The sequence below is a fragment of the Enterobacter sp. 198 genome, assembly GCF_009025585.1.
Lineage (GTDB): Bacteria > Pseudomonadota > Gammaproteobacteria > Enterobacterales > Enterobacteriaceae > Enterobacter > Enterobacter ludwigii.
The window spans coordinates 55842-78823 of sequence record NZ_WCIM01000024.1; the positions used below are offsets into that span (position 1 = coordinate 55842).

Here is a 22982-nt window from a genome sequence, read left to right on the forward strand (position 1 = left end):
CCTGAGCGCTTGAGGAGCTAAGTTCAGAGAACATCTTTTTTACACTTTGTTATTCAGTACCAGCTGGCCGTTTCCATCCAGCGGAATTTGAGTGCCCGGGTCTTTATCCATGCGGATCTTGCCCTGCTGATCGCCAATTTTGTACGTCACGTCGTAACCCAGCATTTTCTCCGACTTGTCATAGACGGTTTTGCAGCGCTGCTGAGTCGTCGTGTACGTGTCGTTATCCTGCATAGCGCCCTGCACCTGGTTACCGGCATAGCCGCCGCCCAGCGCGCCGACCACGGTCGCCACATCTTTACCACGACCACCACCAAACTGATGGCCAATCACACCACCGGCAACCGCACCCAGTACTGAACCGGCGATACGGTTTTCATCCTGTACCGGACGGCGATGGGTCACGGAGACGTTACGGCACTCCTGACGAGGCGTTTTCACGGTTTCTTTAATCGGGGTAGCAGACACGACCTGTGCGTATTGTGGGCCGCGATCCAGTACGTTGAGACTGGCAACGGCAGCCACACCTAACGCAGCAGCGACGCCAATCCCTATACCCGCCAACATTGATTTATTCACGGGACTTCCTCCTTTGTTGCTATTGGTAACAATTTTGCAATGCAGGTCGCGCTTCGCCAATAAGACAAAGGATCAAAAAGTGGACGTGGAGGAGAGATATATCGTGTTTAGGAGAACTCTTAAGCACTCAATGTACGTTGAGCAGCATGATATGCTAAAAATTCCCTCCGGAGGCCCCGGAGGGAGAGAATATTAGTGCAGCTTCAGGCGTGGTCGAATAACGCGGTTGATTCGTCCCACCAGCATCATCAGCCCGGTTTTGAAGTAACCGTGCAGGGCAATCTGGTGCATACGATAGAGCGAGATATAGACAAAGCGTGCAATACGCCCTTCCACCATCATAGAGCCGCGCATCAGGTTACCCATCAGGCTGCCGACAGTAGAGAAGTTCGAGAGCGATACCAGAGAACCATGGTCTTTATAGACATAGGCTTTCATCGGCTTACCTTTGTACTGCGCCAGAATATTGTGCAGTACCAGGCTTGCCATCTGGTGCGCTGCCTGAGCACGCGGAGGCACAAAACCGCCCTCCGGACGCGCGCAGGAAGCACAGTCGCCGATGGCGAAAATGTCCGGATCACGTGTGGTTTGCAGGGTCGGCTCGGTCACCAGCTGGTTAATACGGTTCGTTTCCAGCCCGCCAATCTCTTTCATAAAATCAGGCGCTTTGATGCCAGCAGCCCAGACCATCAGGTCTGCTTTGATGTACTCGCCATCTTTGGTGTGCAGGCCGCCGTCGTCCGCGCTGGTCACCATGGTTTGGGTCAGAACCCGCACGCCCAGCTTGGTCAGTTCATTATGCGCCGCACCGGAAATGCGCGGGGGCAGCGCCGGCAGAATACGTTCACCCGCTTCAACCAGCGTCACGTTCAGCGCGTCATTGGTTAAGCCTTTATAACCGTAGCTGTGCAGCTGTTTCACCGCGTTGTGCAGCTCAGCAGAAAGCTCGACGCCCGTCGCCCCCCCACCAACAATCGCGATATTAACCTTCCCGTTCGCACCCATATTGCTGGTGTACTTCAGGAACAGGTTCAGCATTTCCTGGTGGAAACGACGTGCCTGATGTGGGTTATCGAGGAAGATACAGTGCTCTTTTACACCTGGTGTGTTGAAGTCATTGGAGGTACTGCCCAGCGCCATGACCAGCGTGTCATACGGCAGTTTGCGCTCAGGAACCAGCAGTTCCCCTTTTTCATCGCGCAGCTCTGCCAGGGTAATGGTTTTGCTCTCACGATTGATATCCACCACGGAGCCCAGCTGGAACTGGAAATGGTGATTGCGCGCATGTGCCAGATAGCTCAGCGCGTCCACGCCCTCATCCAGTGAACCGGTCGCCACTTCGTGCAACAGCGGTTTCCACAGATGGCTATGGTTACGATCCACCAGCGTAATTTTGGCTTTTTTGCCGCGACCGAGCTTCTTGCCTAACTGTGTAGCCAGCTCCAGCCCGCCAGCACCACCGCCGACAATCACTATCTTTTTCAATGGCGTAGTCAACGTGACCCCCTCAAATTATTAACCAATTGTTAATTAAAAGTTATAAAAATAACCCTTAATTAACAACAGGTTACAGCACTGAAACCATTCAGGTGCATTGAGAATACCACGACAGGCGCATTGGTCATACCAAAATTGATATGCATCAAGTTTTGATGGCTTAAAAGTAGACAATTCTGGACAAAAAGAAAGCCCGGCGCGCTTTCGCGGCCGGGCCTGGCAGGTCGTACGCAGTGGCTTAGCCCAGGGTTTTGAAGGCTTTGATCCGCTGCAAATGCGGGGAGATGTTCTTGAATTTGTGGGTCTGTTCTTCATCCCAGACAATTTCATAGTAATGATGCAGCAGCTCAGCCGCCCGGTGGCTGTTAAGGGCTTCATCATTACGCGACAGGATCACCAGACAACGGTCGCGGTTTTTCTCCCGAAAATTACTGACGCACTTGGTGGCAATATCGACATACTCTTCAGGGCGGTCAATTTTACCTTCCATGTTCTCATTCGGGAAAAGATTAGGATTGAACACCACCTGGCGGATATCGCACAGGAATCCAATCCGCTCTGCCCAGTAGCCACCTAATCCCACGCCACAAATCAGTGGACGGTCATCGATGTTGAGCTGCAACATCTTGTCCACCTCTTTGAGCAGGTGCTGCATATCATGCTTTGGATGGCGTGTGCTGTAACTGATCAGCCGGACATCCGGATCGATAAACTGCAGCTGCAGGACCTTCTCATGATTACCAGGACTGTTTGAGTCAAAACCGTGTAAATAGATGATCATTGTCTTCTCACCACGCTACGCCTTCCGGGAGGATTTACAGGCTGGCTTTATGTGCCTGCCAGCGTTCATTCAGGGCTTCAAGCTGCGCGTTGACCGTCTTCCAGCGCGCCGAGTCCATCAGCTCCTGACGGCTAAATGAACCTTTATGATACAATTGTGTAACACGCTGTGCATTGATCGGCGACAGGTTATCCAGCACGCTGACGGCACCTTTACGATTATTGCAGACGAGGATCATATCGCAACCTGCGTCCAGCGACGCCTGACCGCGCTCCGCGTAGCTGCCCATAATCGCCGCCCCTTCCATCGACAAATCGTCTGAGAAAATCACGCCATTAAACCCCAGCTCCTGACGCAAAACGGTTTTCAGCCAGTGCGCGGACCCGCTTGCAGGACGCGGGTCGACGTCGCTGTAAATCACGTGTGCTGGCATGATGGCGTCCAGCTTGTTATCGGTAATCAGGGAGCGGAACACCGACATATCTTTGGCACGAATGTCAGCTTCCGGACGCGGATCGCGCGGCGTCTCTTTGTGCGAGTCGGCGGTCACCGCACCGTGTCCCGGGAAATGTTTCCCGGTGGCTTTCATTCCCGCGTCGTGCATACCGTCAATGAAACAGCTCGCTATCGCCAGCGCAATACGCGGATCTTCATGGTATGAGCGTTCGCCAATGGCGGCGCTGATATGCCCCACGTCCAGAACCGGCGCAAAACTGATGTCGATATCCATGGCAATCATCTCGCTGGCCATCAGCCAGCCGGCCTCTTGCGCCAGTTTGCCCCCCTCTTCCGTGCCCAGTAATGCCGCAAAAGATTGGGCGGCAGGCAGGCGAGTAAAGCCTTCGCGGAAACGCTGTACGCGTCCGCCTTCCTGATCGACGGCCACCACCAGATGATTGCGCGATGCAGCACGGATCTGGCGCACCAGTTCTCGCAGCTGCGCCGGATCGTGATAGTTGCGGGTGAACAGGATCAAGCCTCCCACCAGCGGGTGCGCCAGTATTTCACGCTCCTCCGCATCCAGTTCAAACCCTTCTACATCCAACATGACTGGACCCACACCAACCTCTCTTATCCTTTAGTTTGTAACTGACGCCAGGCATCATCTGCCAGCGCAATAAATTGTTTGTCTCGGGATTGCTGAAAGCGCATTTCAAACCAGCCAGCCATCAGCATGACTACCCACGGTCGCCAGCGTCTCACCTGACGCCTCAGGGCGTCGGCATTCATGTGCGCTATCCGGGCGTAGTCGGTGATGAGCCGCTGTCGCGCAGTATCATCTTCCGACCAGACGGCCGCCAGCTCCAGCGCCACGTCTCCGTCACCGGCATACTCCCAGTCGATAAGCCTCGCACCGAGAGACGTATGAACAATATTTCCGGCATGAACATCCATATGCAGCGGCGAGAGCCGAAGCGGCTGCGGTTCGCCCGTTTTACGCAGCCGTTTTAGCTGTGCCAGCCAGAAGGGGGTTCGCCTGTCGGCTGAAGCCTGCTGCCAGTACTGTTCAAGCAACGGCAGCAGCGTCACCCGCCATCCCAGACGCGGTTGCCGGTGCAGATGACAGAGCATAGCCGCAAGCACTGCCGTTTCCGGTAGCGTGTAGCCGATCTCCCCTGCCAGATACTCCACGGCCATCCAGCCCTGGCGGTAAAAACGGGGCTTTGGCACCAGATCCGCCGGAAGGCGTTTCAGTGCCCGAAACTGACGGCGGAAATGGGATGATGACGCTAAGGGATCGTGATTCTGCCGCAATACCAGACGTTGCTCGCCCTGCTCTATAATGCAACTCGCGCCGCCAAGCCCGGAAGGGGCCTGCGGCGCGATAAGGCGATACTGTGGAAAATAACGCGTCAGGATCTCTTCACGCGTACAGTCAGAGTTGCGTAACGGCACCTTTACCTGACCAGATAATCTCGCCTGTCTGAACCAGCATCAGCTGCATCTGCAGGGCTGGCGTGTTCACGTTACCGGTGGCACTGGAATAAAGCACATACTGCGCACCGACGTTACGGGCAATCCCAATCGCCTTGCTGCGTGAACCGAGGCTGTCCTGCGGTGACAGGCCCAACTGCTGCTTGGCTACCGCGAGCTGCTGTGCCGAGACCAGCGTAAACTTACCGTTATTGGCCAGGGCATTGCGCAGGGTTTCTGTCGCTTCGCCTGCGTTCAGCGAACCGTTGGTACGGTTATTCACGCTATCAACCAGCAATACGCTGCCCGCGGTCACACCCTGAGCCTGCAGCATTTTGCCGACCATCGGTTGCATCGCACCGTTCCAGTCATAATGACGAACGCGCGGCGCAGGCTGCGATGTCTGATCCGGATGTTCAATTGGACCAGGCTGCGACGGAATAGACGGCACAGTCGGTACGGTTGGCGGCGGCTGCGTTGGCTGTGTCGGCTGCTCGGTACCCGGTTTGGCCTCTTCCACAGGCGCAGGCTCTTCAGTTCGGGTCACACACCCTGCGAGGAACAGAGCGAAAGCAGTCACGAGCGCATAACGGCTCAAATTTTTAATCAAGGTTCACCCCTTACAGATAAAGATAAAGTCTCACCTTATGTGCACCCAGATAGTTGGCGCTGCCATAGAGCGTTACCGACGATCTTGCCGGAATAGTGACGCTGCGCGGCGCTTCCAGCGGATGCATTTCAAGACCTCGTACGTCATACCAGAAAAAACGGTAGTGCACCGTCACTGGTTCTTGTCTTTCATTAAAGAGCGTAGAGGAAGCAGAAGAGTTGATTTCACTGATCGACAACGCAGGTTGTTGCGCCGTGATGCCCGCAGCAAGTACGGAGGATTCCATCACCAGCGTCTGTTCATCGCTGACGGGGATCGCCGGACGCGTGCTGCACCCTACGATCAACATCGTCATTACCAGCGCTGCAATACGCCCTTTAAGCATGTCAAAGACCTTTATGTGCCAGCATCGGCCCCAGAGGACGTCCACCCAGCAGATGCATGTGAATATGATAAACTTCCTGACCACCGTGGCGATTACAGTTCATGATGAGACGGTAACCGTCATCAGCAATCCCTTCCTGCTCAGCAATTTTTGCGGCCACTGTCAGCATACGACCTAACGCTACTTCATGCTCGGTTTTTACGTCGTTTACGGTCGGAATCAGAATATTAGGAATAATAAGGATATGTGTCGGAGCCTGAGGAGAAATGTCCCGGAAAGCCGTCACCAGCTCATCCTGATAAACGATATCCGAAGGGATTTCGCGGCGGATAATTTTACTAAAAATCGTTTCTTCAGCCATGACCTTTTCCTTTTTTGTTTAATCTGGCGTAGTGCGCCGCCATTAACACATTCTCAGTATTACTGTGTGACACAACACAAGAGTATGAGCGAGATTCTCCTGTCCTTTCAACCTTCTCCACCGATTTCTTTCCTGAATGTCCTCCAGCTGCCTGGAGAGTGAGCGCTGACGCGTCGCGATCGCCTGAAACATTATTTCAGTTCCTTTTGACACATCTGTTTACACCGTTAATCTCAATGCGTATATTTCGCATTTGCATTTTCATGCGCATTTTCAACATAGAAAACGACATTAGCCCGCACACGCGGGACTGATGCAGACCACCTTCACCATTCATTAAGGGTTTGATGATGTCTTTCATTACTCATACCAGGGATGGGCAACGCCAGCCTGTCGCAACACCTTCGTTGCTGACAGCCTGTATTGCTATGGCATTGATGCCAACCGTCAGTTTTGCCGCCTCCACGACCGAAGATACGGTAGTTGTGGAGGGTGGCTTTGATAACGTACAAGATCCCTCCAGCGGACAGGATCAGGACTACAGCGTAAAAACCACCACCACCGGGACCAAACTGTTACTTGTTCCCCGCGATATCCCCCAGTCCGTCAGCGTGATTAGCCAGCAGCGCATGGCAGATCAGAACCTGCAGTCAGTCGGCCAGGTGTTAACCAACACCACCGGCGTAACGGCCCAGGTACAGGACAGCGACCGCACCGTATTTTACTCACGCGGATTCTTCGTCAGTAACTATGCGTTCGATGACCTGCCGACCTCCATCAGCGAAGTATGGAACTTTGGCGACACCGCCGCCGACACCGCCATTTATGACCGTATAGAGGTGGTTCGCGGCGCTACCGGGCTGATGTCCGGCACCGGTAACCCATCCGCCTACGTCAATATGGTACGCAAGCACGCAGACAGTAACGTATTCAAAGGGAACGTCTCCGCCAGCTACGGCAGCTGGGACAAGCAGCGCTATGTGCTGGATTTACAGGCCCCGCTGGTAGAATCCGGCAAGGTGCGCGGTCGTCTGATCACCGGTTACCAGGACAACGACAGCGCTGTGGATAACTACCACTACCGTAAAAAATTCCTCTATGGCGTGGTGGATGCCGACGTCACCGACAGCACGACCCTCTCCGTAGGCTATGAATACCAGGAAAGCCACACCGCCGATCCCACCTGGGGCGGGCTGCCAACCTGGTATAGCGACGGAAGCAAAACCCATTACGACCGCAGCCAGACCGTTGCGCCTGACTGGGCTTACTCGGATAAAGACAACACCCGTATCTTTGCCAACCTGACCCAACGTTTTGACAACGGCTGGGAAGCGCACATCAACGGCATGCATGCGGAAACCCATTTCGACAGCAAACTGATGTATATGTCCGGCTATCCGGATAAAGAGACCGGGGCGGGCATGGTCGGCTACGGCGGCTGGAACCGCGGTGAACGTAAGCAGGATGCCATCGACGCCTTCCTGCGTGGCGATTTCAGCCTTTTTGGTCGTCAGCATGAGATGATGTTTGGCGGGAGCTTCAGCCGCCAGCGTAACCATTACGATAACAGCATGCCGGATGCGTTATACGGTATGGTGGATGTGGGTAATTTTAAAAACTGGAATGGCACTATCGCCGACCCGCAGTGGACACCGTGGAAGCTCTATAGCCAGGACGACATTCGCCAGTCATCGGCGTATACCTCGGCCCGATTCTCGCTGGCCGACCCGCTGCACCTGATCCTTGGCGCGCGTTACACCAACTATAACATTCGCTATAACCCGGCAGGCTCCCCGGATACCCGTCTGGAAAGTTCCAAAGATGACGTAACGCCTTATGCAGGACTGGTTTATGACATCAATGAAGACTGGTCGACCTATGTCAGCTACACCTCTATTTTCCAGCCACAGGACAAGCGTGACGCGAGCGGCCGTTACCTCGACCCTACGACCGGGAAAAGCTACGAAACGGGGGTGAAAGCGGACTGGTTCAACACCCGCCTGACCACCTCACTGGCCGTTTTCCGTATTGAACAGGATAACGTGGCGCGCAATACCTACACCTATATGCCGAGCGGTGAATCTATTTATGAATCACTGGATGGCGTGGTCAGCAAAGGGATTGAATTTGAGCTAAACGGTGCACTGACCGACAACTGGCAGTTAACCTTCGGGGCGACACGGTTTATTGCAGAAGATAAGCGCGGGAATGCCGTCAGTTCCGATCAGCCACGCACGACCATGAAGCTGTTTACCCGTTATCAACTGCCTATGCTGCCAGAACTGGCGGTGGGCGGCGGGGTGAACTGGCAGAATAAAGTGTGGACGGATGTAGAGGGTGGCCCGGCAGGCCAGTCCCGTGCAGAACAGGGCAGCTATGCGCTGGTGAATCTCTTCAGCCGTTATCAGGTCACCAGGGATCTGGCCTTGCAGGCCAACGTTAACAACCTGTTTGATAAAAAATACTACGACTACGTCGGGTCATACGTTGTCTATGGCGCGCCGCTGAACGTCTCCGTCAGCGCGAATTACTCTTTTTAAGTTTCTACCCATAAAAAAGGCAGCCATTCGGCTGCCTTAGTCTCCCCAGGTCACAGCTTAGCTGTTGCGGATGTACTCATCCATTTCGGTTTTCAGGTTATCGGATTTAGTCCCGAAGATTGCCTGAACGCCCGAACCAGCAACAACAACCCCTGCTGCACCCAGTTTTTTCAGACCCGGCTGGTCTACTTTCGCGACGTCGGCAACGCTAACACGCAGACGAGTGATGCACGCGTCCAGGTTAGTGATGTTCTCTTTCCCGCCGAATGCGGCAACCAGAGCCGGAGCCATTTCGCTTGTCGCGGTGGCTTTGCTGTCTTCTGACGCATCTTCACGACCTGGTGTTTTCAGGTCCAGTGCTTTGATCAGCACGCGGAAGATGGTGTAGTAAACAACGGCATAGCACGCACCAACGATTGGGAACAGCCACAGTTTGCTGCTGTTACCGGACAGAACGATGAAGTCGATCAGGCCGTGAGAGAAGGACGTACCGTCACGCATACCCAGCAGGATACAGATTGGGAACGCCAGACCCGCCAGAACCGCGTGAATGATGTACAGGATCGGCGCAACGAACATGAAGGAGAACTCGATCGGCTCGGTGATACCGGTCAGGAACGAGGTCAACGCTGCGGAGATCATGATACCGCCCACTTTTGCACGGTTCTCTGGTTTAGCAGAGTGCCAGATAGCAATTGCCGCTGCCGGCAGACCGTACATTTTGAACAGGAAGCCACCAGACAGTTTACCTGCAGTTGGGTCACCCGCCATGTAACGTGGGATATCACCGTGGAATACCTGACCTGCTGCGTTGGTGAATTCACCAATCTGCATCTGGAATGGAACGTTCCAGATGTGGTGCAGACCAAATGGTACCAGGCAACGCTCGATGAAGCCGTAGATACCAAACGCCACAACCGGGTTCTGATAAGCAGCCCACTGAGAGAAGGTCTGGATAGCGGAACCGATTGGTGGCCAGATGAAGGACAGGATCACGCCAGTGAAAATCGCTGCCAGACCAGAAATAATCGGAACAAAACGCTTGCCCGCGAAGAAGCCCAGATACTCAGGCAGCTTGATGCGATAGAAGCGGTTGAACATGTACGCTGCAATCGCACCGGAGATGATACCGCCCAGAACACCGGTGTCTGCCAGGTGTTTCGCAGCGATCTCTTCTGCCGGTAAATGCAGAACCAGTGGCGCAACCACTGCCATGGTTTTCACCATGATGCCGTAGGCAACAACTGCAGCCAGCGCAGAAACGCCGTCGTTATTGGTGAAGCCCAGCGCCACACCGATAGCGAAGATCAGAGGCATGTTAGCAAAGACGGAACCGCCTGCTTCGGCCATCACGTGGGAAACTACGGCTGGCAGCCAGCTGAAGTTAGCAGAACCGACACCCAGCAGGATACCTGCGATAGGCAGTACGGATACTGGCAGCATCAGCGATTTACCGACCTTTTGCAGGTTAGCAAATGCATTCTTAAACATAATTGAGAGTGCTCCTGAGTATTTGTGCTTTTTTTACGCTTTCACGCATTGGCCCGGGGGGAGTACCGTGCCGTGGACAGGACATCTAAGCGCCCTTTATTTATTACACAGAGTAAAATAATTCCCTCTGAGTTTGTTTGACGGCTATCACGTTTCAGCTTAAGACGGTCGAAAAACTTTCAGTTATTTACAAAAAGCGTTTCTGGATGTGTCTAAATACACCTTCACCGCCCCAAATGAGGCGGTGAACTTTACTCGTTTTATGTATTAATTACGAGCCTAAAAAAAACAGGCGTATCAAACAGATTGCAGGCGGGCGGGGTCGATATGGAACAGCGTAGAGAAGTTGTCCGTCGTGACGCGGGCCAGCTCTTCAATGCTGACGCCTTTAAGCACGGCCATGTACTCGGCTACGTCTCTCGTCATGGCTGGCTGATTTTCTTTACCGCGATGCGGCACCGGTGCCAGATACGGAGAGTCTGTTTCCACGAGGATGCGATCGAGCGGAACATAGCGTGCAGCCTCGCGGAGTTGCTCAGCGTTACGGAACGTCACGATCCCCGAAAACGAGATATAAAACCCTAAATCAAGCAGTTTACCCGCTGTTTCTCTGTCTTCTGTGAAACAGTGTAGTACGCCACCGCAATCCGTCACCTTTTCTTCCTTCAGGATCGCCAACGTATCGGCGCGCGCATCACGGGTATGGACAATCACTGGCTTGTTGAGCTCGCGACCAGTGCGAATATGATGGCGGAACGACGCTTGCTGGCGCGGTTTCGTTTCCGGCGTGTAGTAGTAATCCAGCCCGGTTTCCCCCATCGCCACGACGCCCTCTTCTGCGGCCAGCCGGCGCAGTTCCTCAACGTCATACTCTTCATCCTGATTGAGCGGATGCACGCCACAGGAGAAAACAACGTTCTCGCGCTCGCCCACCAGCTCACGCATGGCGCGATACCCCGGTAGCGTTGTCGCCACGGCAAGGCAAAACTTCACATCACGGGCAGCGGCTTTGGCCAGCACGTCGTCCACGTTTTTATGCAGGGATTGATAATCCAGGCCATCAAGATGGCAGTGTGAGTCGACTAAAAACATAATGTCTCTCTCAGAGATGGGAAACAGGCGGTGTCACGCCTGGTTGCAGGTAATGTTCGATACGCAGCAACTGGTCGGTCAGTAAAAGCTCGCGATTAAGACCGGTCACTGTTAAAAGTTGTTCACGACTCTGACAGATATCGTGAAGGATAGCGTGTAATGATGCGCCTGACAGGCTGTTCGCCAGCGTGTTAACCAGCGGCCAGACGTCCGGGTTGGTCAGTAGCGTTGCCCCTTGCTGGAGTTTGAGCGCATCCAGAAGTAAGGAGGCCAGCCAGTGCAGACGTTCCGCGGCCTGCTCGCCGTTAAGCACAGGCAATAAACTTAGCCAGTCGCGGCTGGTGATGGAAGACTCAACGGCCCGGCAGAGCGCGTCTCGCTGTGACCAGACCTCTGGCTGCAGTAATGCCAGCGCCGCCGCGGGCGCACCGCTGCTCAGGCGCAACGCAGAGAGCGCCCCTTCCTGTGACGTTGTCACCTCTCGTTCAAGCCAGCTCAGCGCCCATGATTCCTGAGGCACCGCGAGGTGATGAAGACGACAACGGCTGCGCAGCGTTGCCAGCAAACGCCCCGGGTCACGACAGGAGAGAAGGAACCACGTTTTCTCCGGCGGTTCTTCCAGCGTTTTAAGCAGCGCATTCGCCGCCGCCTCGGTAAGCTGTGCTGCGTCTTTGAGCCAGACGACTTTTGCGCCGCTGAGCCGCGCATGTTCGTACAATTTTTCACTGACTTCACGCACGGCATCAATACCGAGCGCGCTTTTGCCCTTCTCGGGCTCGAGCGTGTAATAGTCAGGGTGCGTGCCCGCCTGCATTAACTGGCAGCCACGGCATTTACCACAGCTTTTATGGCCTTCCGGCTGCTGACACATCAGGAAGCGGGTGATGGCGTAAATCAATGCATCATCCCCCATTCCCGGCAGTGCCTGAATCAGTAACGCATGATGCCCCCGACCAGCCTGATAGCTTTCGATCAGCTTTTCAAAATGCGGGCGCAACCATGGGTACCATTTCATGCCTGTTGCTCCTGTAGCCACTGCGTAACCGTCTTCTGAATAGCGCGGGTGACCTCTTCCAGGGATAGCGTCGCATCAATGGTGCGAATACTGCCATCCTGATCCGCCAGTTCCAGATAGCGCGCGCGGGTACGGTTAAAGAAATCAAAAGACTCCTGCTCAATGCGGTCCAGCTCACCGCGAGCACGGGCGCGCTTGAGACCCACTTCCGGCGTCACATCCAGATAGAGCGTCAGGTCAGGGCGAAAATCACCCAGCACCGCATCGCGCAGCGTGGCCAGCATCGTCTGGTCAATACCACGCCCACCGCCCTGATAAGCCTGGGTCGACAGGTCATGACGATCGCCAATTACCCACTTACCATTAGCCAGGGCCGGTTTAATGACCGTCTCCACCAGCTGCACGCGTGCCGCGTAGAACATCAATACTTCGGCTTTATCTGTGATGACCTCGTCACCAACGGATTTGATATCCAGCACCAGGCTTCGCAGCTTTTCGGCCAGTTGCGTACCGCCGGGCTCGCGGGTAAATACCATGTCCGCAACGCCAAGCGATTTGAGCGTATCCACCACCACGTTGCGGGCCGTGGTTTTACCCGCCCCTTCGAGTCCCTCAATGACAATGTATTTACTGCGCATTTTTTTCCTTAAGTGCCTTCAGATAGTCCTGAACGGAGCGATTATGGCTGGCAAGGTTGGTGTTAAAGGTATGCCCCCCTTTTCCATCAGCCACAAAATAGAGATACGGTGTTTTAGCAGGATGCGCAGCCGCACGCAGGGAAGCCTCGCTCGGCGTGGCAATCGGGCCCGGCGGCAGACCGCTAATCACGTAGGTATTATACGCCGTTGGCGTCTCCAGATCTTTTCTTGAAATCTTACCGGTATAACTCTCGCCCATTCCGTAGATGACGGTGGGGTCCGTTTGCAGACGCATGCCGATACGCAGACGGTTAATGAAGACCGATGCCACCTGATCGCGTTCGGCGGCGACGGCCGTCTCTTTCTCAATAATTGAGGCCATCGTGACAAACTGGTTTTGATCTTTGTATGGCAGACCGTCCATGCGCCCTTCCCAGGCGGAATCGACGGCTGCAACCATCTTTTTATGCGCCCGCTTGAGGATAGCCACATCGGTCGTGCCTGCGGTGTACATCCAGGTGTCTGGCCAGAACCAGCCTTCCACCCACTCAGGGTGTTCAAATTTCAGTACCTCGGCCACCGTCTGATAGCGGTCATCTTTCAGGGTATGCTTAATGTACGGAGCATCGCGCAGCTGCTCGAGATAATCGCTCAGGCGCATCCCCTCAACAAAACGCAGCGGGAACTGCGCTTCTTTACCGCTTTCCAGCAGCTGCAGCATCTCTTTGACGGTCATCCCCGGCGTAAAGCGATAGGTACCGGCTTTGAAATGAGACAGTTCAGGCTCGATACGTAACAGCCACTGAAACACGCGCGGACGGTTAATGATCTTGTCGCCATAAAGCTGTTCGCCAAGCGCCAGGCGGCCCGTCCCCGCTTTCAGGGTAAAAATCGTCTCGTCTTTAATCAGGATCTTACTGTTCGCCAGCTGACGAACTTTCCACACTCCCGCTCCGCCGGCAACACCCAGCGCAACGATAAGGAGGAGGACAAAGCGCAACATTTTCTTCATGACTATCGGGTTTGCTCACATATCGGGGCTAAAAACTGAAACAGCTCGCGCGAGGACAAGCTGTATTGACCATACGCGCGGACGGGTACAACCGGCATCAGCGCATTACAGATGATAATTTCATCAGCCTGGTGCAGCGCCTCTTCTCGCGCGCTCACTTCGACAACGCGAAAGCCAGAGTGTGCCAGCTGCTGCAAACAAAACTGACGCATAATCCCGTTGACGCCGGCCTGCTCAAGCGACGGCGTAAAAACATCGTTCCCCTGCCGCCAGAGTAAATTAGCCGCACAGCATTCCGTAATAAACCCTTCGCTGTCAAGAACCAGCGCCTCATCAGCGTCCGTCTGTTCAAGATGAGTGCGAATCAGTACCTGTTCAAGGCGGTTGAGGTGTTTTATACCGGCAAGCATAGGGTTTCGCCCCAGACGTACCGGGCTGAGCGTTAGCGTAACGCCCTCTTCACGCCAGCGCAGATAATGAGCAGGACAGGCAGACACCGAAAGGATCCGCGTTGGGTGCTGGCAAGCTGTACCGCTGTATCCCCGGCCACCGCTGCCGCGGCTGATAATCACCTTCAGAACACCGCTTTGCTTCCCGGCCGCCAGCTGGCACATCTCCTGACGCAATGTGTCCCAGTGCGTGAAGGGGATCATCAAGGCTTCACAACCCTGCTGAAGACGACGAAGGTGCGCCTCGAGCAGGCAGACATTGCCGTCGAGAATGCGCGCTGTCGTAAAGCAGCCATCACCAAACTGAGTTGCCCTGTCACCAGCAGGCAGCGTGTTTTGCTCAAGGCCATTGATTAAAAACATGGTGGCTCCTTATGCGTGGGCATTTAGTCTGGCAGGATGCCATGCAGCCGACAAGAAGATTAGGCTTAATAAAAAAGGCCCGACAAGCGGACCTTTTTTAATCGCCATGATGCAGTCAGGCTCAGATCTTTTTGAAGATCAGTGAACCGTTAGTACCACCAAAGCCGAAGGAGTTACACAGGGTGTACTCCATACCACTTACCTGACGCGCTTCGTGAGGAACGAAGTCCAGGTCACAACCTTCATCCGGATTATCCAGGTTGATGGTTGGCGGAACAGCCTGATCGCGCAGCGCAAGGATAGAGTAGATAGACTCTACTGCACCCGCCGCACCCAACAGGTGACCGGTCATGGATTTCGTGGAGCTCACCAGCACGCGGCTGGCGTATTCGCCGAAGATAGACTTAACAGCCTGAGCTTCTGCTTTATCGCCTGCAGGCGTAGAAGTACCGTGCGCGTTAACGTAACCAATGTGCTCCGGGGTAAGACCCGCGTCGCGAATCGCGTTGGCCATTGCCTGCGCGGCGCCCGCACCATTTTCTGGTGGTGACGTCATGTGGTATGCATCGCTGCTCATCCCGAAGCCGACAACTTCAGCATAAATCTTCGCGCCACGTTTTTTAGCATGTTCGTACTCTTCAAGTACGATCATACCCGCACCGTCACCCAGCACGAAACCGTCACGGTCTTTGTCCCACGGACGGCTTGCCGCCTGCGGGTTATCGTTGCGGGTAGACAGCGCACGCGCTGCACCAAAGCCACCCACTCCCAGCGGAGTACTGGCTTTTTCCGCACCGCCCGCAACCATAGCATCTGCATCGCCGTACGCAATCATGCGCGCGGCCTGGCCGATGTTATGCACGCCAGAGGTACATGCGGTAGCGATAGAAATGCTTGGCCCACGCAGGCCGAACATGATGGTCAGATGACCTGCCACCATATTAACAATCGTGGACGGAACGAAGAACGGGCTGATTTTTCGCGGGCCGCCATTCATCAGAGATGTATGGTTTTCCTCGATCAGACCCAGACCGCCAATCCCGGAACCGATAGCGGCACCGATACGGGTTGCGTTCTCTTCCGTAATTTCAAGGCCAGAATCCTGCATGGCCTGAACGCCAGCGACAATTCCATATTGAATGAAGGCATCCATCTTGCGCTGTTCTTTGCGCGAGATGATCTCTTCACAGTTAAAATCCTTTACTAAGCCAGCAAATTTCGTTGCATAGGCGCTAGTATCGAAATGGTCGATTAGGCTGATGCCGCTCTGACCGGCAAGGAGAGCTTTCCAGGTGGACTCTACGGTATTGCCGACAGGAGACAACATGCCAAGTCCGGTCACAACTACACGACGCTTAGACACGTTTGTCCTCCAGGGAGGGATAAAAAAGGGATTCGTGGGACAAAAAAGATAAAACTCAGGCGGTCGAATGACCGCCTGGAGATGTTCACTTACGCCTGGTGACCGTTGATGTAATCAATGGCAGCCTGAACGGTGGTGATCTTCTCAGCTTCTTCGTCCGGAATCTCAGTATCAAACTCTTCTTCCAGAGCCATTACCAGCTCAACGGTGTCAAGAGAATCTGCGCCCAGGTCTTCAACGAAGGAAGCGGAGTTCACAACTTCTTCCTGCTTAACGCCCAGCTGTTCGCCGATAATTTTCTTAACGCGTTCTTCGATAGTGCTCATACTCTTAAATTTCCTATCAAAACTCGCTTTCGCGATGGTTTTCGTAGTGTATAAAATGTTGAAAAATTTGCAACTAAATCCCGGCAGTTCTTACCACGATTTTACGTTATTTTGAGGCCATTCGCCCTAATAACGCAAATATTTTTCATCGTGATTAAACCATGTACATCCCGCCGTTGACGTGGAGGGTCTCACCAGTGATGTAACCCGCTTCGTCAGAGGCTAAAAATGCAACCGCGCTGGCAATTTCTTTAGGGTCGCCTAAGCGGCCCGCTGGAACAGCTGCCAGCGTACCCGCACGCTGCTCATCAGTTAGCGCACGCGTCATGTCCGTTTCAATAAAGCCCGGAGCAACAACGTTTACAGTAATACCGCGGGACGCAACCTCACGTGCCAGCGACTTACTGAAACCGATCAGACCTGCTTTCGCCGCAGCGTAGTTAGCCTGACCAGCATTTCCCATGGTACCAACCACAGAACCGACAGTGATAATACGACCATGACGCTTTTTCATCATAGCGCGCATTACCGCTTTTGACAGACGGAATACAGATGACAGGTTGGTTTCGATGATATCGTTCCACTCGTCGTCTTTCATTCGCATTAACAGGTTATCACGAGTGATCCCGGCATTATTTACCAGAATATCCACTTCGCCAAATTCTGCGCGAATATTTTCCAGAACAGATTCGATAGATGCAGGTTCGGTCACATTCAGAACCAGACCTTTACCGTTCGCACCCAGATACTCGCTGATGGCCTTAGCGCCATTCTCGCTGGTTGCTGTACCAATCACTTTCGCGCCGCGCGCAACCAGTGTTTCAGCAATTGCACGCCCGATACCGCGGCTTGCGCCAGTGACCAGGGCAATTTTTCCTTCAAAACTCATGGTATTCCTCTTTTATTGCGAGAGTGCCGCTGACATCGCGTCCGGCTCGTTAATTGCCGAAGCAGTCAGGGTGTCAACAATACGTTTTGTCAGACCGGTGAGGACTTTACCTGGGCCGACTTCATACAGATGCTCAACGCCCTGAGAGGCCATAAACTCAACGGTTTTGGTCCACTGTACCGGGCTGTAGAGCTGGCGAACCAGCGCATCACGGATAGCGTCCGGCGAGGTTTCGCATTTCACATCGACGTTGTTCACAACGGAAATTGTCGGTGTGTTAAAAGTAATTTTTTCAAGCTCAACGGCCAGTTTATCGGCAGCAGGTTTCATCAGTGCGCAGTGGGACGGTACGCTGACGGGCAGCGGCAGAGCGCGCTTCGCCCCTGCAGCTTTACAGGCTGCACCAGCACGTTCAACCGCGTCTTTATGACCGGCGATAACCACCTGGCCTGGCGAGTTGAAGTTAACGGGAGACACCACCTGACCTTCAGCGGATTCTTCACACGCTTTTGCAATCGCAGCATCATCGAGGCCGATGATAGCAGACATGCCACCGGTGCCTTCAGGTACTGCTTCCTGCATGAACTTACCGCGCAGTTCAACCAGACGCACCGCGTCAGCAAACGCGATAACACCGGCACACACCAGCGCAGAGTATTCACCCAGGCTATGGCCCGCGAGCAGCGCTGGCGCTTTACCGCCCTGCTGCTGCCAGACACGCCACAGCGCAACGGACGCCGTCAACAGCGCTGGCTGAGTCTGCCAGGTTTTGTTCAGCTCTTCGGCTGGCCCCTGTTGGGTCAGCGCCCACAAATCATAACCCAGCGCAGCGGAAGCTTCACGGAAAGTCTCTTCGATAACCGGATACTTTGCTGCCATTTCAGACAACATCCCAACGGCCTGAGAACCCTGGCCCGGGAACACAAAAGCAAATTGCGTCATTATTTAATCCTTATACTAGAAACGAACCAGCGCGGAACCCCAGGTGAACCCGCCACCAAAGGCTTCAAGCAAGACCAACTGGCCCCGTTTGATTCGTCCGTCACGTACCGCTTCATCAAATGCGCACGGTACTGACGCCGCAGAGGTATTGCCGTGACGATCCAGCGTCACCACAACGTTATCCATCGACATGCCCAGCTTTTTAGCGGTCGCGCTGATGATGCGCAGGTTCGCCTGATGCGGCACCAGCCAGTCGAGTGCGGAGCGGTCAAGGTTATTCGCTTCCAGCGTTTCATCGACAATGTGCGCAAGCTCAGTCACCGCCACCTTGAACACCTCATTACCCGCCATCGTCAGGTAAATAGCGTTATCCGGATTAACGCGATCGGCGTTAGGCAGGGTCAGTAATTCGCCGTAGCTGCCATCGGCATGCAGATGCGTAGAGATGATGCCCGGCTCTTCGGACTGACCGAGCAGTACCGCGCCCGCACCATCACCAAAAATAATGATCGTCCCGCGATCGGTTGGATCGCAGGTACGTGCCAGCACGTCAGCACCGATGACCAGCGCATATTTCACGGCACCGGATTTAACATACTGATCGGCAACGCTCAGCGCATAGGTGAACCCTGCGCACGCTGCGGCAACGTCAAATGCCGGGCAGCCTTTAATGCCGAGCATGTTTTGCACCTGGCACGCTGCGCTTGGGAAGGCATGCGTGGCAGAGGTCGTGGCAACCACGATCAAGCCAATCTGATCTTTATCGATGCCCGCCATTTCGATAGCACGCTGCGCGGCTTCGTAACCCATGGTCGAAACGGTTTCGTCTGGCGCGGCAATACGACGTTCACGGATACCTGTGCGCGTGACAATCCACTCGTCAGACGTATCTACCATTTTTTCAAGATCGGCGTTGGTACGCACGTGTTTTGGCAGGTAGCTGCCGGTACCTAAAATCTTCGTATACATGTACGCTCAGTCACTTTTAGCTAATACAGATTCCAGGCGAGCGGCAATCCGCTGAGGGACTTGTCGCTGCACCGCCTGCACTGCCTGTTCAATGGCGACAGTAAATGCTCGCTGATTGGCGGCACCATGACTCTTAATCACGATGCCGCGCAATCCTAACAGACAGGCGCCATTATACTGGTCGGGGTTGAGGTGACTGAATCGCCGCGTCAGGCTTTTTTGTAACCAACGCTTTAATAAAATCAACCACCAGGCGCTTTTTTTGCCTTCTCCCTGCGATTTAAGCAGTGAGAGAAACATTCGCACGACCCCTTCCATGGTCTTCAACGTTACGTTTCCGGTGAAGCCATCACACACCAGAACATCCGTTTTCCCCGTCAGCAACTCATTGGCTTCGAGATAACCAATATAGTTGATGGAGGGAACCTGTTTGAGCAATTCGGCAGCTTCGCGAATGCTGTCCAGGCCTTTGGTCTCTTCTTCACCGATGTTCAATAACGCAACACGGGGATTGTTTATCCCGACCACTTCTTCTGCCAGCACCGACCCCATCACGGCAAACTGAGCCAGCATTGTACTATCACAATCGACGTTAGCACCCAAATCGAGCACCACGGTCTTGCCCTTCTGCTGATGCGGTAATACCGTCACCAGCGCCGGACGCTCAATACCTTCAATAGGTTTGAGCAACAATTTCGACAGCCCCATCAGCGCGCCGGTATTTCCCGCACTGACGCAAGCCTCCGCGCGTCCTTCCTTCACCAGCTCCAGCGCCATTCGCATAGAACTGCCCCGGCTATTGCGAATCGCCTGCGATGGACGTGCATCACTGGCAATAACTGACTGCGCAGGAATAATCTGCAGACGTGAACGTTGTTCGAAGTCAGCTTTTGCAAGTAATGGCGTGATTGTGTCGGGATTGCCGACTAAAAGAAGTGTGAGTTGCGAATTAGAATTCAGTGCCTGCAAAGCTGCAGGCACTGTCACGGAAGGGCCAAAATCCCCTCCCATGACATCTAACGCCAGGGTTAGACGTGTCAAGGTATCGTCACAGCCTGGTTCGGTAAATTCCCCGTTTGCACGGGGAAATCCTCACTAAGCCTAATCACGCTGACGCGTGATTACTTAGTGATAACCTTGCGGCCGCGGTAGAAACCGTCAGCGGTGATGTGGTGACGCAGGTGTTTCTCACCAGAAGTCTTGTCTACAGACAGGCTGGTAACTGCAGTCAGCGCGTCATGGGAACGACGCATGCCACGTTTGGAACGGGTTGGTTTATTCTGTTGTACGGCCATGGACCTTACTCCTCAATTACTTACGCTTTAAGCTGGCTAATACGGCAAATGGGTTTGGTTTTTGCGCTTCATCAGGCAGTTCCCCAAAGACCATGTCCGCCTCGGACACTTCACAGTGTTCAGATTCATGCACCGGAACGACTGGCAAGGAGAGGATGATTTCATCTTCAACCAGAGCCAGAAGATCGATTTCACCGAATTCATTAACTTCAATCGGTTCATACGCTTCCGGGAGTGCTTCAGCCTGTTCGTCAGAACGGACCGGACTGAAACAATACGTTGTGTGAACATGCTGTACAAACGGTTTCCCGCAACGCTGACATTCGAGGGTTACCGTCACCTTTGCATCACCGGTTAAAACGGCGAGACGCTGGTTATCGATAGCGAACGACATGGAGCATTCTACATCACTGTCCACACTGACTACGGATTCGGCGACACGCTCAGCCTGATCGGAAGTATAAATACCTTCGTAATCGAGGCGTTTTTGAGCCGTGCGAACCGGATCAAGAGTCAGGGGTAATTTTACCTTTTGCATAGGGCGCGCATATTAACTTTGTAACGTCATATAGTCAAAGAAAAAGGCAACCACAGCTGCCTTTTGCCAATTATTCGCACACATTGCGGCCTGTAGTTTAAAATGGCTGGCATCGATACGCTATATCTGGTGATAAAAATATGCCAAATCTCGTTCTTGCCTCCACCTCACCCTACCGCCGAATGTTGCTGGAAAAGCTCGGGATCCCGTTTGAATGCGCGGCGCCGGAAGTTGACGAGACGCCGCAGCCGGGCGAATCACCGCGTCACCTGGTCACCCGTCTTGCGAAGGAGAAAGCGCAATCACTTGCCGCACGCTACCCTTCGCATTTGATTATAGGCTCCGATCAGGTTTGTGTGCTGGACGGTGTTATCACCGGAAAGCCGCACACTGAAGCGAATGCCTGTCAGCAGCTTATGCAAGCGCGGGGCAATATCGTCACCTTTTATACGGGTCTGGCACTCTACAACTCCGCCTCGGGTCACCTGCAAACCGAATGCGAACCTTTCGACGTCCATTTTCGCCATCTTAGTGAGCAGGAAATCGCCGACTATGTGCGTCGGGAGCGACCGCTCAATTGCGCCGGAAGCTTCAAAAGTGAAGGTCTGGGGATTGCCCTGTTCGACAAGCTGGACGGACGTGACCCAAACACGCTGGTTGGGTTGCCGTTGATAGCATTGTGCCAGATGCTCAGACGCGAGGAGTGTAATCCGCTGAAGATGTGAGTATTACGATTGATGCATCACTCACCGGCCTGAGAGACCTCAGGTCGGTAAGTGCCAGCCAAATCAGCCGCGCAGCACCTTCAGGCAGCGTTTTAACTGCTCATCAAGGGGGGCTTCAATGCGAATTGTTTCGCCGGTATTCGGGTGAGTGAACGTCAGTGCCGCCGCATGCAGGAACAGGCGTGACAACCCGGTGCCCGCCAGTTGCTTATCAAACTCCCTGTCGCCATAGCGGTCATCAAATGCGATCGGATGACCGGCATACTGCGTATGTACGCGGATCTGGTGGGTACGGCCGGTTACCGGGCTGCAGCGCACCAGCGTGGCGAACGCATAGCGCTCTTCCACTTTGAAACGCGTCTCAGACGGCTTCCCTTCCTGATTCACACGTACAATGCGCTCACCGCTTTGCAAAATATTCTTCAGCAAAGGTGCCTGCACTGCCTTAACGTGGGACTGCCAGTGGCCGCGAACCAGCGCCAGATAATCCTTCTGCATCCCTTTTTCACGCAGCTGCTCATGCAGGGAACGCAGGGCAGAACGTTTTTTTGCGACCAGCAACACGCCGGAGGTATCGCGATCGAGACGGTGAACCAGTTCAAGGAAACGGGCTTCAGGGCGCAGCGCACGCAGGCCTTCAATCACGCCAAAGCTGAGACCACTCCCGCCATGGACAGCGGTACCTGACGGTTTATTCAGCACCAGGATATAATCATCCTCATAAAGGATAACGTCACTCAGGGCGGCCACTTTCTGCAACCTGGGTGAAACGACCTCTTCTTCGCGTTCCTCAACACGGACCGGTGGGATACGCACTTCATCACCGGCTTCGAGTTTGTACTCAGGCTTTACGCGTTTTTTGTTAACCCGCACTTCACCCTTGCGCAGGATGCGGTAAATCATGCTCTTTGGCACGCCTTTGAGTTGGGTGCGCAAAAAGTTATCGATACGTTGCCCCGCGTCGTCTTCCGCGATGGCAACCATTTTTACGGCTGGAGTCTCTGTTTTCATGGTTGGCGATTCTAAATATCGTCAGCCATTAGCGCCACTCATTTTTCTATGCTTATATTTACTTTTATCCGGCCTGTCCCCTGTTTCACGCAATCGATTTGGTGGTTATTAAACCAATCACCACCTTGAAGTGAAGAAACTGTGAGTAACCGGGTGATAATTGGTAAAAGTCATCTTGCTATAACCCGGCGAGCAGT

The 22982-nt window shown here is 54.0% G+C and carries 25 protein-coding genes; 2 read left to right on the forward strand and 23 right to left on the reverse strand.

Going from position 1 to position 22982, the window contains the following annotated elements; all coding sequences use genetic code 11:
- Window positions 1–39: 39 nt before the first annotated feature.
- From F8561_RS16175 to hinT, 8 genes are all read right to left on the reverse strand, one after another.
- Entirely contained in the window at window positions 40–579 is a 540-nt protein-coding gene (locus F8561_RS16175; RefSeq protein WP_008500779.1) for a glycine zipper 2TM domain-containing protein, read from the reverse strand.
- 192 nt (window positions 580–771) lie between these two features.
- Entirely contained in the window at window positions 772–2076 is a 1305-nt protein-coding gene (locus tag F8561_RS16180; protein ID WP_025204449.1) for an NAD(P)/FAD-dependent oxidoreductase, read from the reverse strand.
- 238 nt (window positions 2077–2314) lie between these two features.
- Window positions 2315–2857: an alpha/beta hydrolase YcfP gene (ycfP, locus tag F8561_RS16185; protein ID WP_013097106.1), complete on the reverse strand. Its 543-nt coding sequence runs from the start codon at window positions 2855–2857 to the stop codon at window positions 2315–2317.
- A 34-nt stretch (window positions 2858–2891) separates the two neighbouring features.
- The gene (gene nagZ / locus F8561_RS16190; RefSeq protein ID WP_151887704.1) at window positions 2892–3917 is read right to left on the reverse strand and encodes a beta-N-acetylhexosaminidase; all 1026 of its coding nucleotides are present in this window, start codon (window positions 3915–3917) and stop codon (window positions 2892–2894) included.
- A gap of 11 nt (window positions 3918–3928) precedes the next feature.
- Window positions 3929–4753: a thiamine kinase gene (gene thiK / locus F8561_RS16195; protein WP_151887705.1), complete on the reverse strand. Its 825-nt coding sequence runs from the start codon at window positions 4751–4753 to the stop codon at window positions 3929–3931.
- The gene (gene lpoB / locus F8561_RS16200; RefSeq protein ID WP_014169586.1) at window positions 4734–5381 is read right to left on the reverse strand and encodes a penicillin-binding protein activator LpoB; all 648 of its coding nucleotides are present in this window, start codon (window positions 5379–5381) and stop codon (window positions 4734–4736) included. Before lpoB ends, thiK begins: the two co-directional genes overlap by 20 nt.
- Window positions 5382–5391: 10 nt before the next feature.
- Complete coding sequence (locus tag F8561_RS16205) at window positions 5392–5766, reverse strand: YcfL family protein (RefSeq protein ID WP_014169585.1); 375 nt, start codon at window positions 5764–5766, stop codon at window positions 5392–5394.
- Between the two features lies 1 nt (window position 5767).
- Complete coding sequence (gene hinT, locus F8561_RS16210) at window positions 5768–6127, reverse strand: purine nucleoside phosphoramidase (protein WP_014169584.1); 360 nt, start codon at window positions 6125–6127, stop codon at window positions 5768–5770.
- Window positions 6128–6477: 350 nt separating this feature from the next.
- Here hinT and fhuE point away from each other — a divergent pair, with 350 nt between their 5' ends.
- Window positions 6478–8667: a ferric-rhodotorulic acid/ferric-coprogen receptor FhuE gene (gene fhuE, locus F8561_RS16215; protein WP_151887706.1), complete on the forward strand. Its 2190-nt coding sequence runs from the start codon at window positions 6478–6480 to the stop codon at window positions 8665–8667.
- 57 nt (window positions 8668–8724) lie between these two features.
- Here fhuE and ptsG read toward each other — a convergent pair whose 3' ends face one another.
- From ptsG to yceD, 14 genes are all read right to left on the reverse strand, one after another.
- Window positions 8725–10158 (reverse strand): PTS glucose transporter subunit IIBC, encoded by a 1434-nt coding sequence (ptsG, locus tag F8561_RS16220; protein WP_014169582.1) that lies wholly within the window; start codon window positions 10156–10158, stop codon window positions 8725–8727.
- Window positions 10159–10455: 297 nt separating this feature from the next.
- Window positions 10456–11250, reverse strand: coding sequence for a metal-dependent hydrolase (locus tag F8561_RS16225; RefSeq protein WP_151887707.1), 795 nt, complete (start codon window positions 11248–11250; stop codon window positions 10456–10458).
- Between the two features lie 10 nt (window positions 11251–11260).
- On the reverse strand, window positions 11261–12265 hold the full coding sequence (holB, locus tag F8561_RS16230; protein WP_047744340.1) for a DNA polymerase III subunit delta': 1005 nt from the start codon (window positions 12263–12265) through the stop codon (window positions 11261–11263).
- Window positions 12262–12903, reverse strand: a complete 642-nt coding sequence (gene tmk / locus F8561_RS16235) for a dTMP kinase (protein ID WP_040017144.1) — start codon at window positions 12901–12903, stop codon at window positions 12262–12264. Before tmk ends, holB begins: the two co-directional genes overlap by 4 nt.
- The gene (yceG, locus tag F8561_RS16240) at window positions 12893–13915 is read right to left on the reverse strand and encodes a cell division protein YceG (protein WP_014169578.1); all 1023 of its coding nucleotides are present in this window, start codon (window positions 13913–13915) and stop codon (window positions 12893–12895) included. The genes tmk and yceG overlap by 11 nt, the downstream gene beginning before the upstream one ends.
- Before the next feature lie 2 nt (window positions 13916–13917).
- Window positions 13918–14727: an aminodeoxychorismate lyase gene (gene pabC / locus F8561_RS16245; RefSeq protein ID WP_151887708.1), complete on the reverse strand. Its 810-nt coding sequence runs from the start codon at window positions 14725–14727 to the stop codon at window positions 13918–13920.
- A 121-nt stretch (window positions 14728–14848) separates the two neighbouring features.
- Window positions 14849–16090: a beta-ketoacyl-ACP synthase II gene (fabF, locus tag F8561_RS16250; protein WP_014169576.1), complete on the reverse strand. Its 1242-nt coding sequence runs from the start codon at window positions 16088–16090 to the stop codon at window positions 14849–14851.
- Between the two features lie 89 nt (window positions 16091–16179).
- On the reverse strand, window positions 16180–16416 hold the full coding sequence (acpP, locus tag F8561_RS16255; RefSeq protein ID WP_003857954.1) for an acyl carrier protein: 237 nt from the start codon (window positions 16414–16416) through the stop codon (window positions 16180–16182).
- Between the two features lie 154 nt (window positions 16417–16570).
- A complete protein-coding gene (gene fabG, locus F8561_RS16260; RefSeq protein ID WP_014169575.1) occupies window positions 16571–17305 on the reverse strand; it encodes a 3-oxoacyl-ACP reductase FabG in 735 nt (244 codons plus the stop codon).
- A 12-nt stretch (window positions 17306–17317) separates the two neighbouring features.
- On the reverse strand, window positions 17318–18247 hold the full coding sequence (fabD, locus tag F8561_RS16265) for an ACP S-malonyltransferase (RefSeq protein WP_014169574.1): 930 nt from the start codon (window positions 18245–18247) through the stop codon (window positions 17318–17320).
- Between the two features lie 15 nt (window positions 18248–18262).
- A complete protein-coding gene (locus F8561_RS16270; protein ID WP_014169572.1) occupies window positions 18263–19216 on the reverse strand; it encodes a beta-ketoacyl-ACP synthase III in 954 nt (317 codons plus the stop codon).
- Between the two features lie 6 nt (window positions 19217–19222).
- Entirely contained in the window at window positions 19223–20257 is a 1035-nt protein-coding gene (plsX, locus tag F8561_RS16275) for a phosphate acyltransferase PlsX (protein ID WP_014169571.1), read from the reverse strand.
- 80 nt (window positions 20258–20337) lie between these two features.
- Window positions 20338–20511 (reverse strand): 50S ribosomal protein L32, encoded by a 174-nt coding sequence (gene rpmF / locus F8561_RS16280; protein WP_003857964.1) that lies wholly within the window; start codon window positions 20509–20511, stop codon window positions 20338–20340.
- Window positions 20512–20527: 16 nt separating this feature from the next.
- On the reverse strand, window positions 20528–21049 hold the full coding sequence (yceD, locus tag F8561_RS16285) for a 23S rRNA accumulation protein YceD (RefSeq protein ID WP_014169570.1): 522 nt from the start codon (window positions 21047–21049) through the stop codon (window positions 20528–20530).
- Between the two features lie 140 nt (window positions 21050–21189).
- On the opposite strand from yceD, the gene F8561_RS16290 reads away from it, so the two are divergent.
- The gene (locus F8561_RS16290; RefSeq protein WP_032677877.1) at window positions 21190–21774 is read left to right on the forward strand and encodes a Maf family protein; all 585 of its coding nucleotides are present in this window, start codon (window positions 21190–21192) and stop codon (window positions 21772–21774) included.
- A gap of 63 nt (window positions 21775–21837) precedes the next feature.
- On the opposite strand, the gene rluC is transcribed toward F8561_RS16290, so the two are convergent.
- Window positions 21838–22785: a 23S rRNA pseudouridine(955/2504/2580) synthase RluC gene (gene rluC, locus F8561_RS16295; protein ID WP_151887709.1), complete on the reverse strand. Its 948-nt coding sequence runs from the start codon at window positions 22783–22785 to the stop codon at window positions 21838–21840.
- Window positions 22786–22982 lie beyond the last annotated feature (197 nt).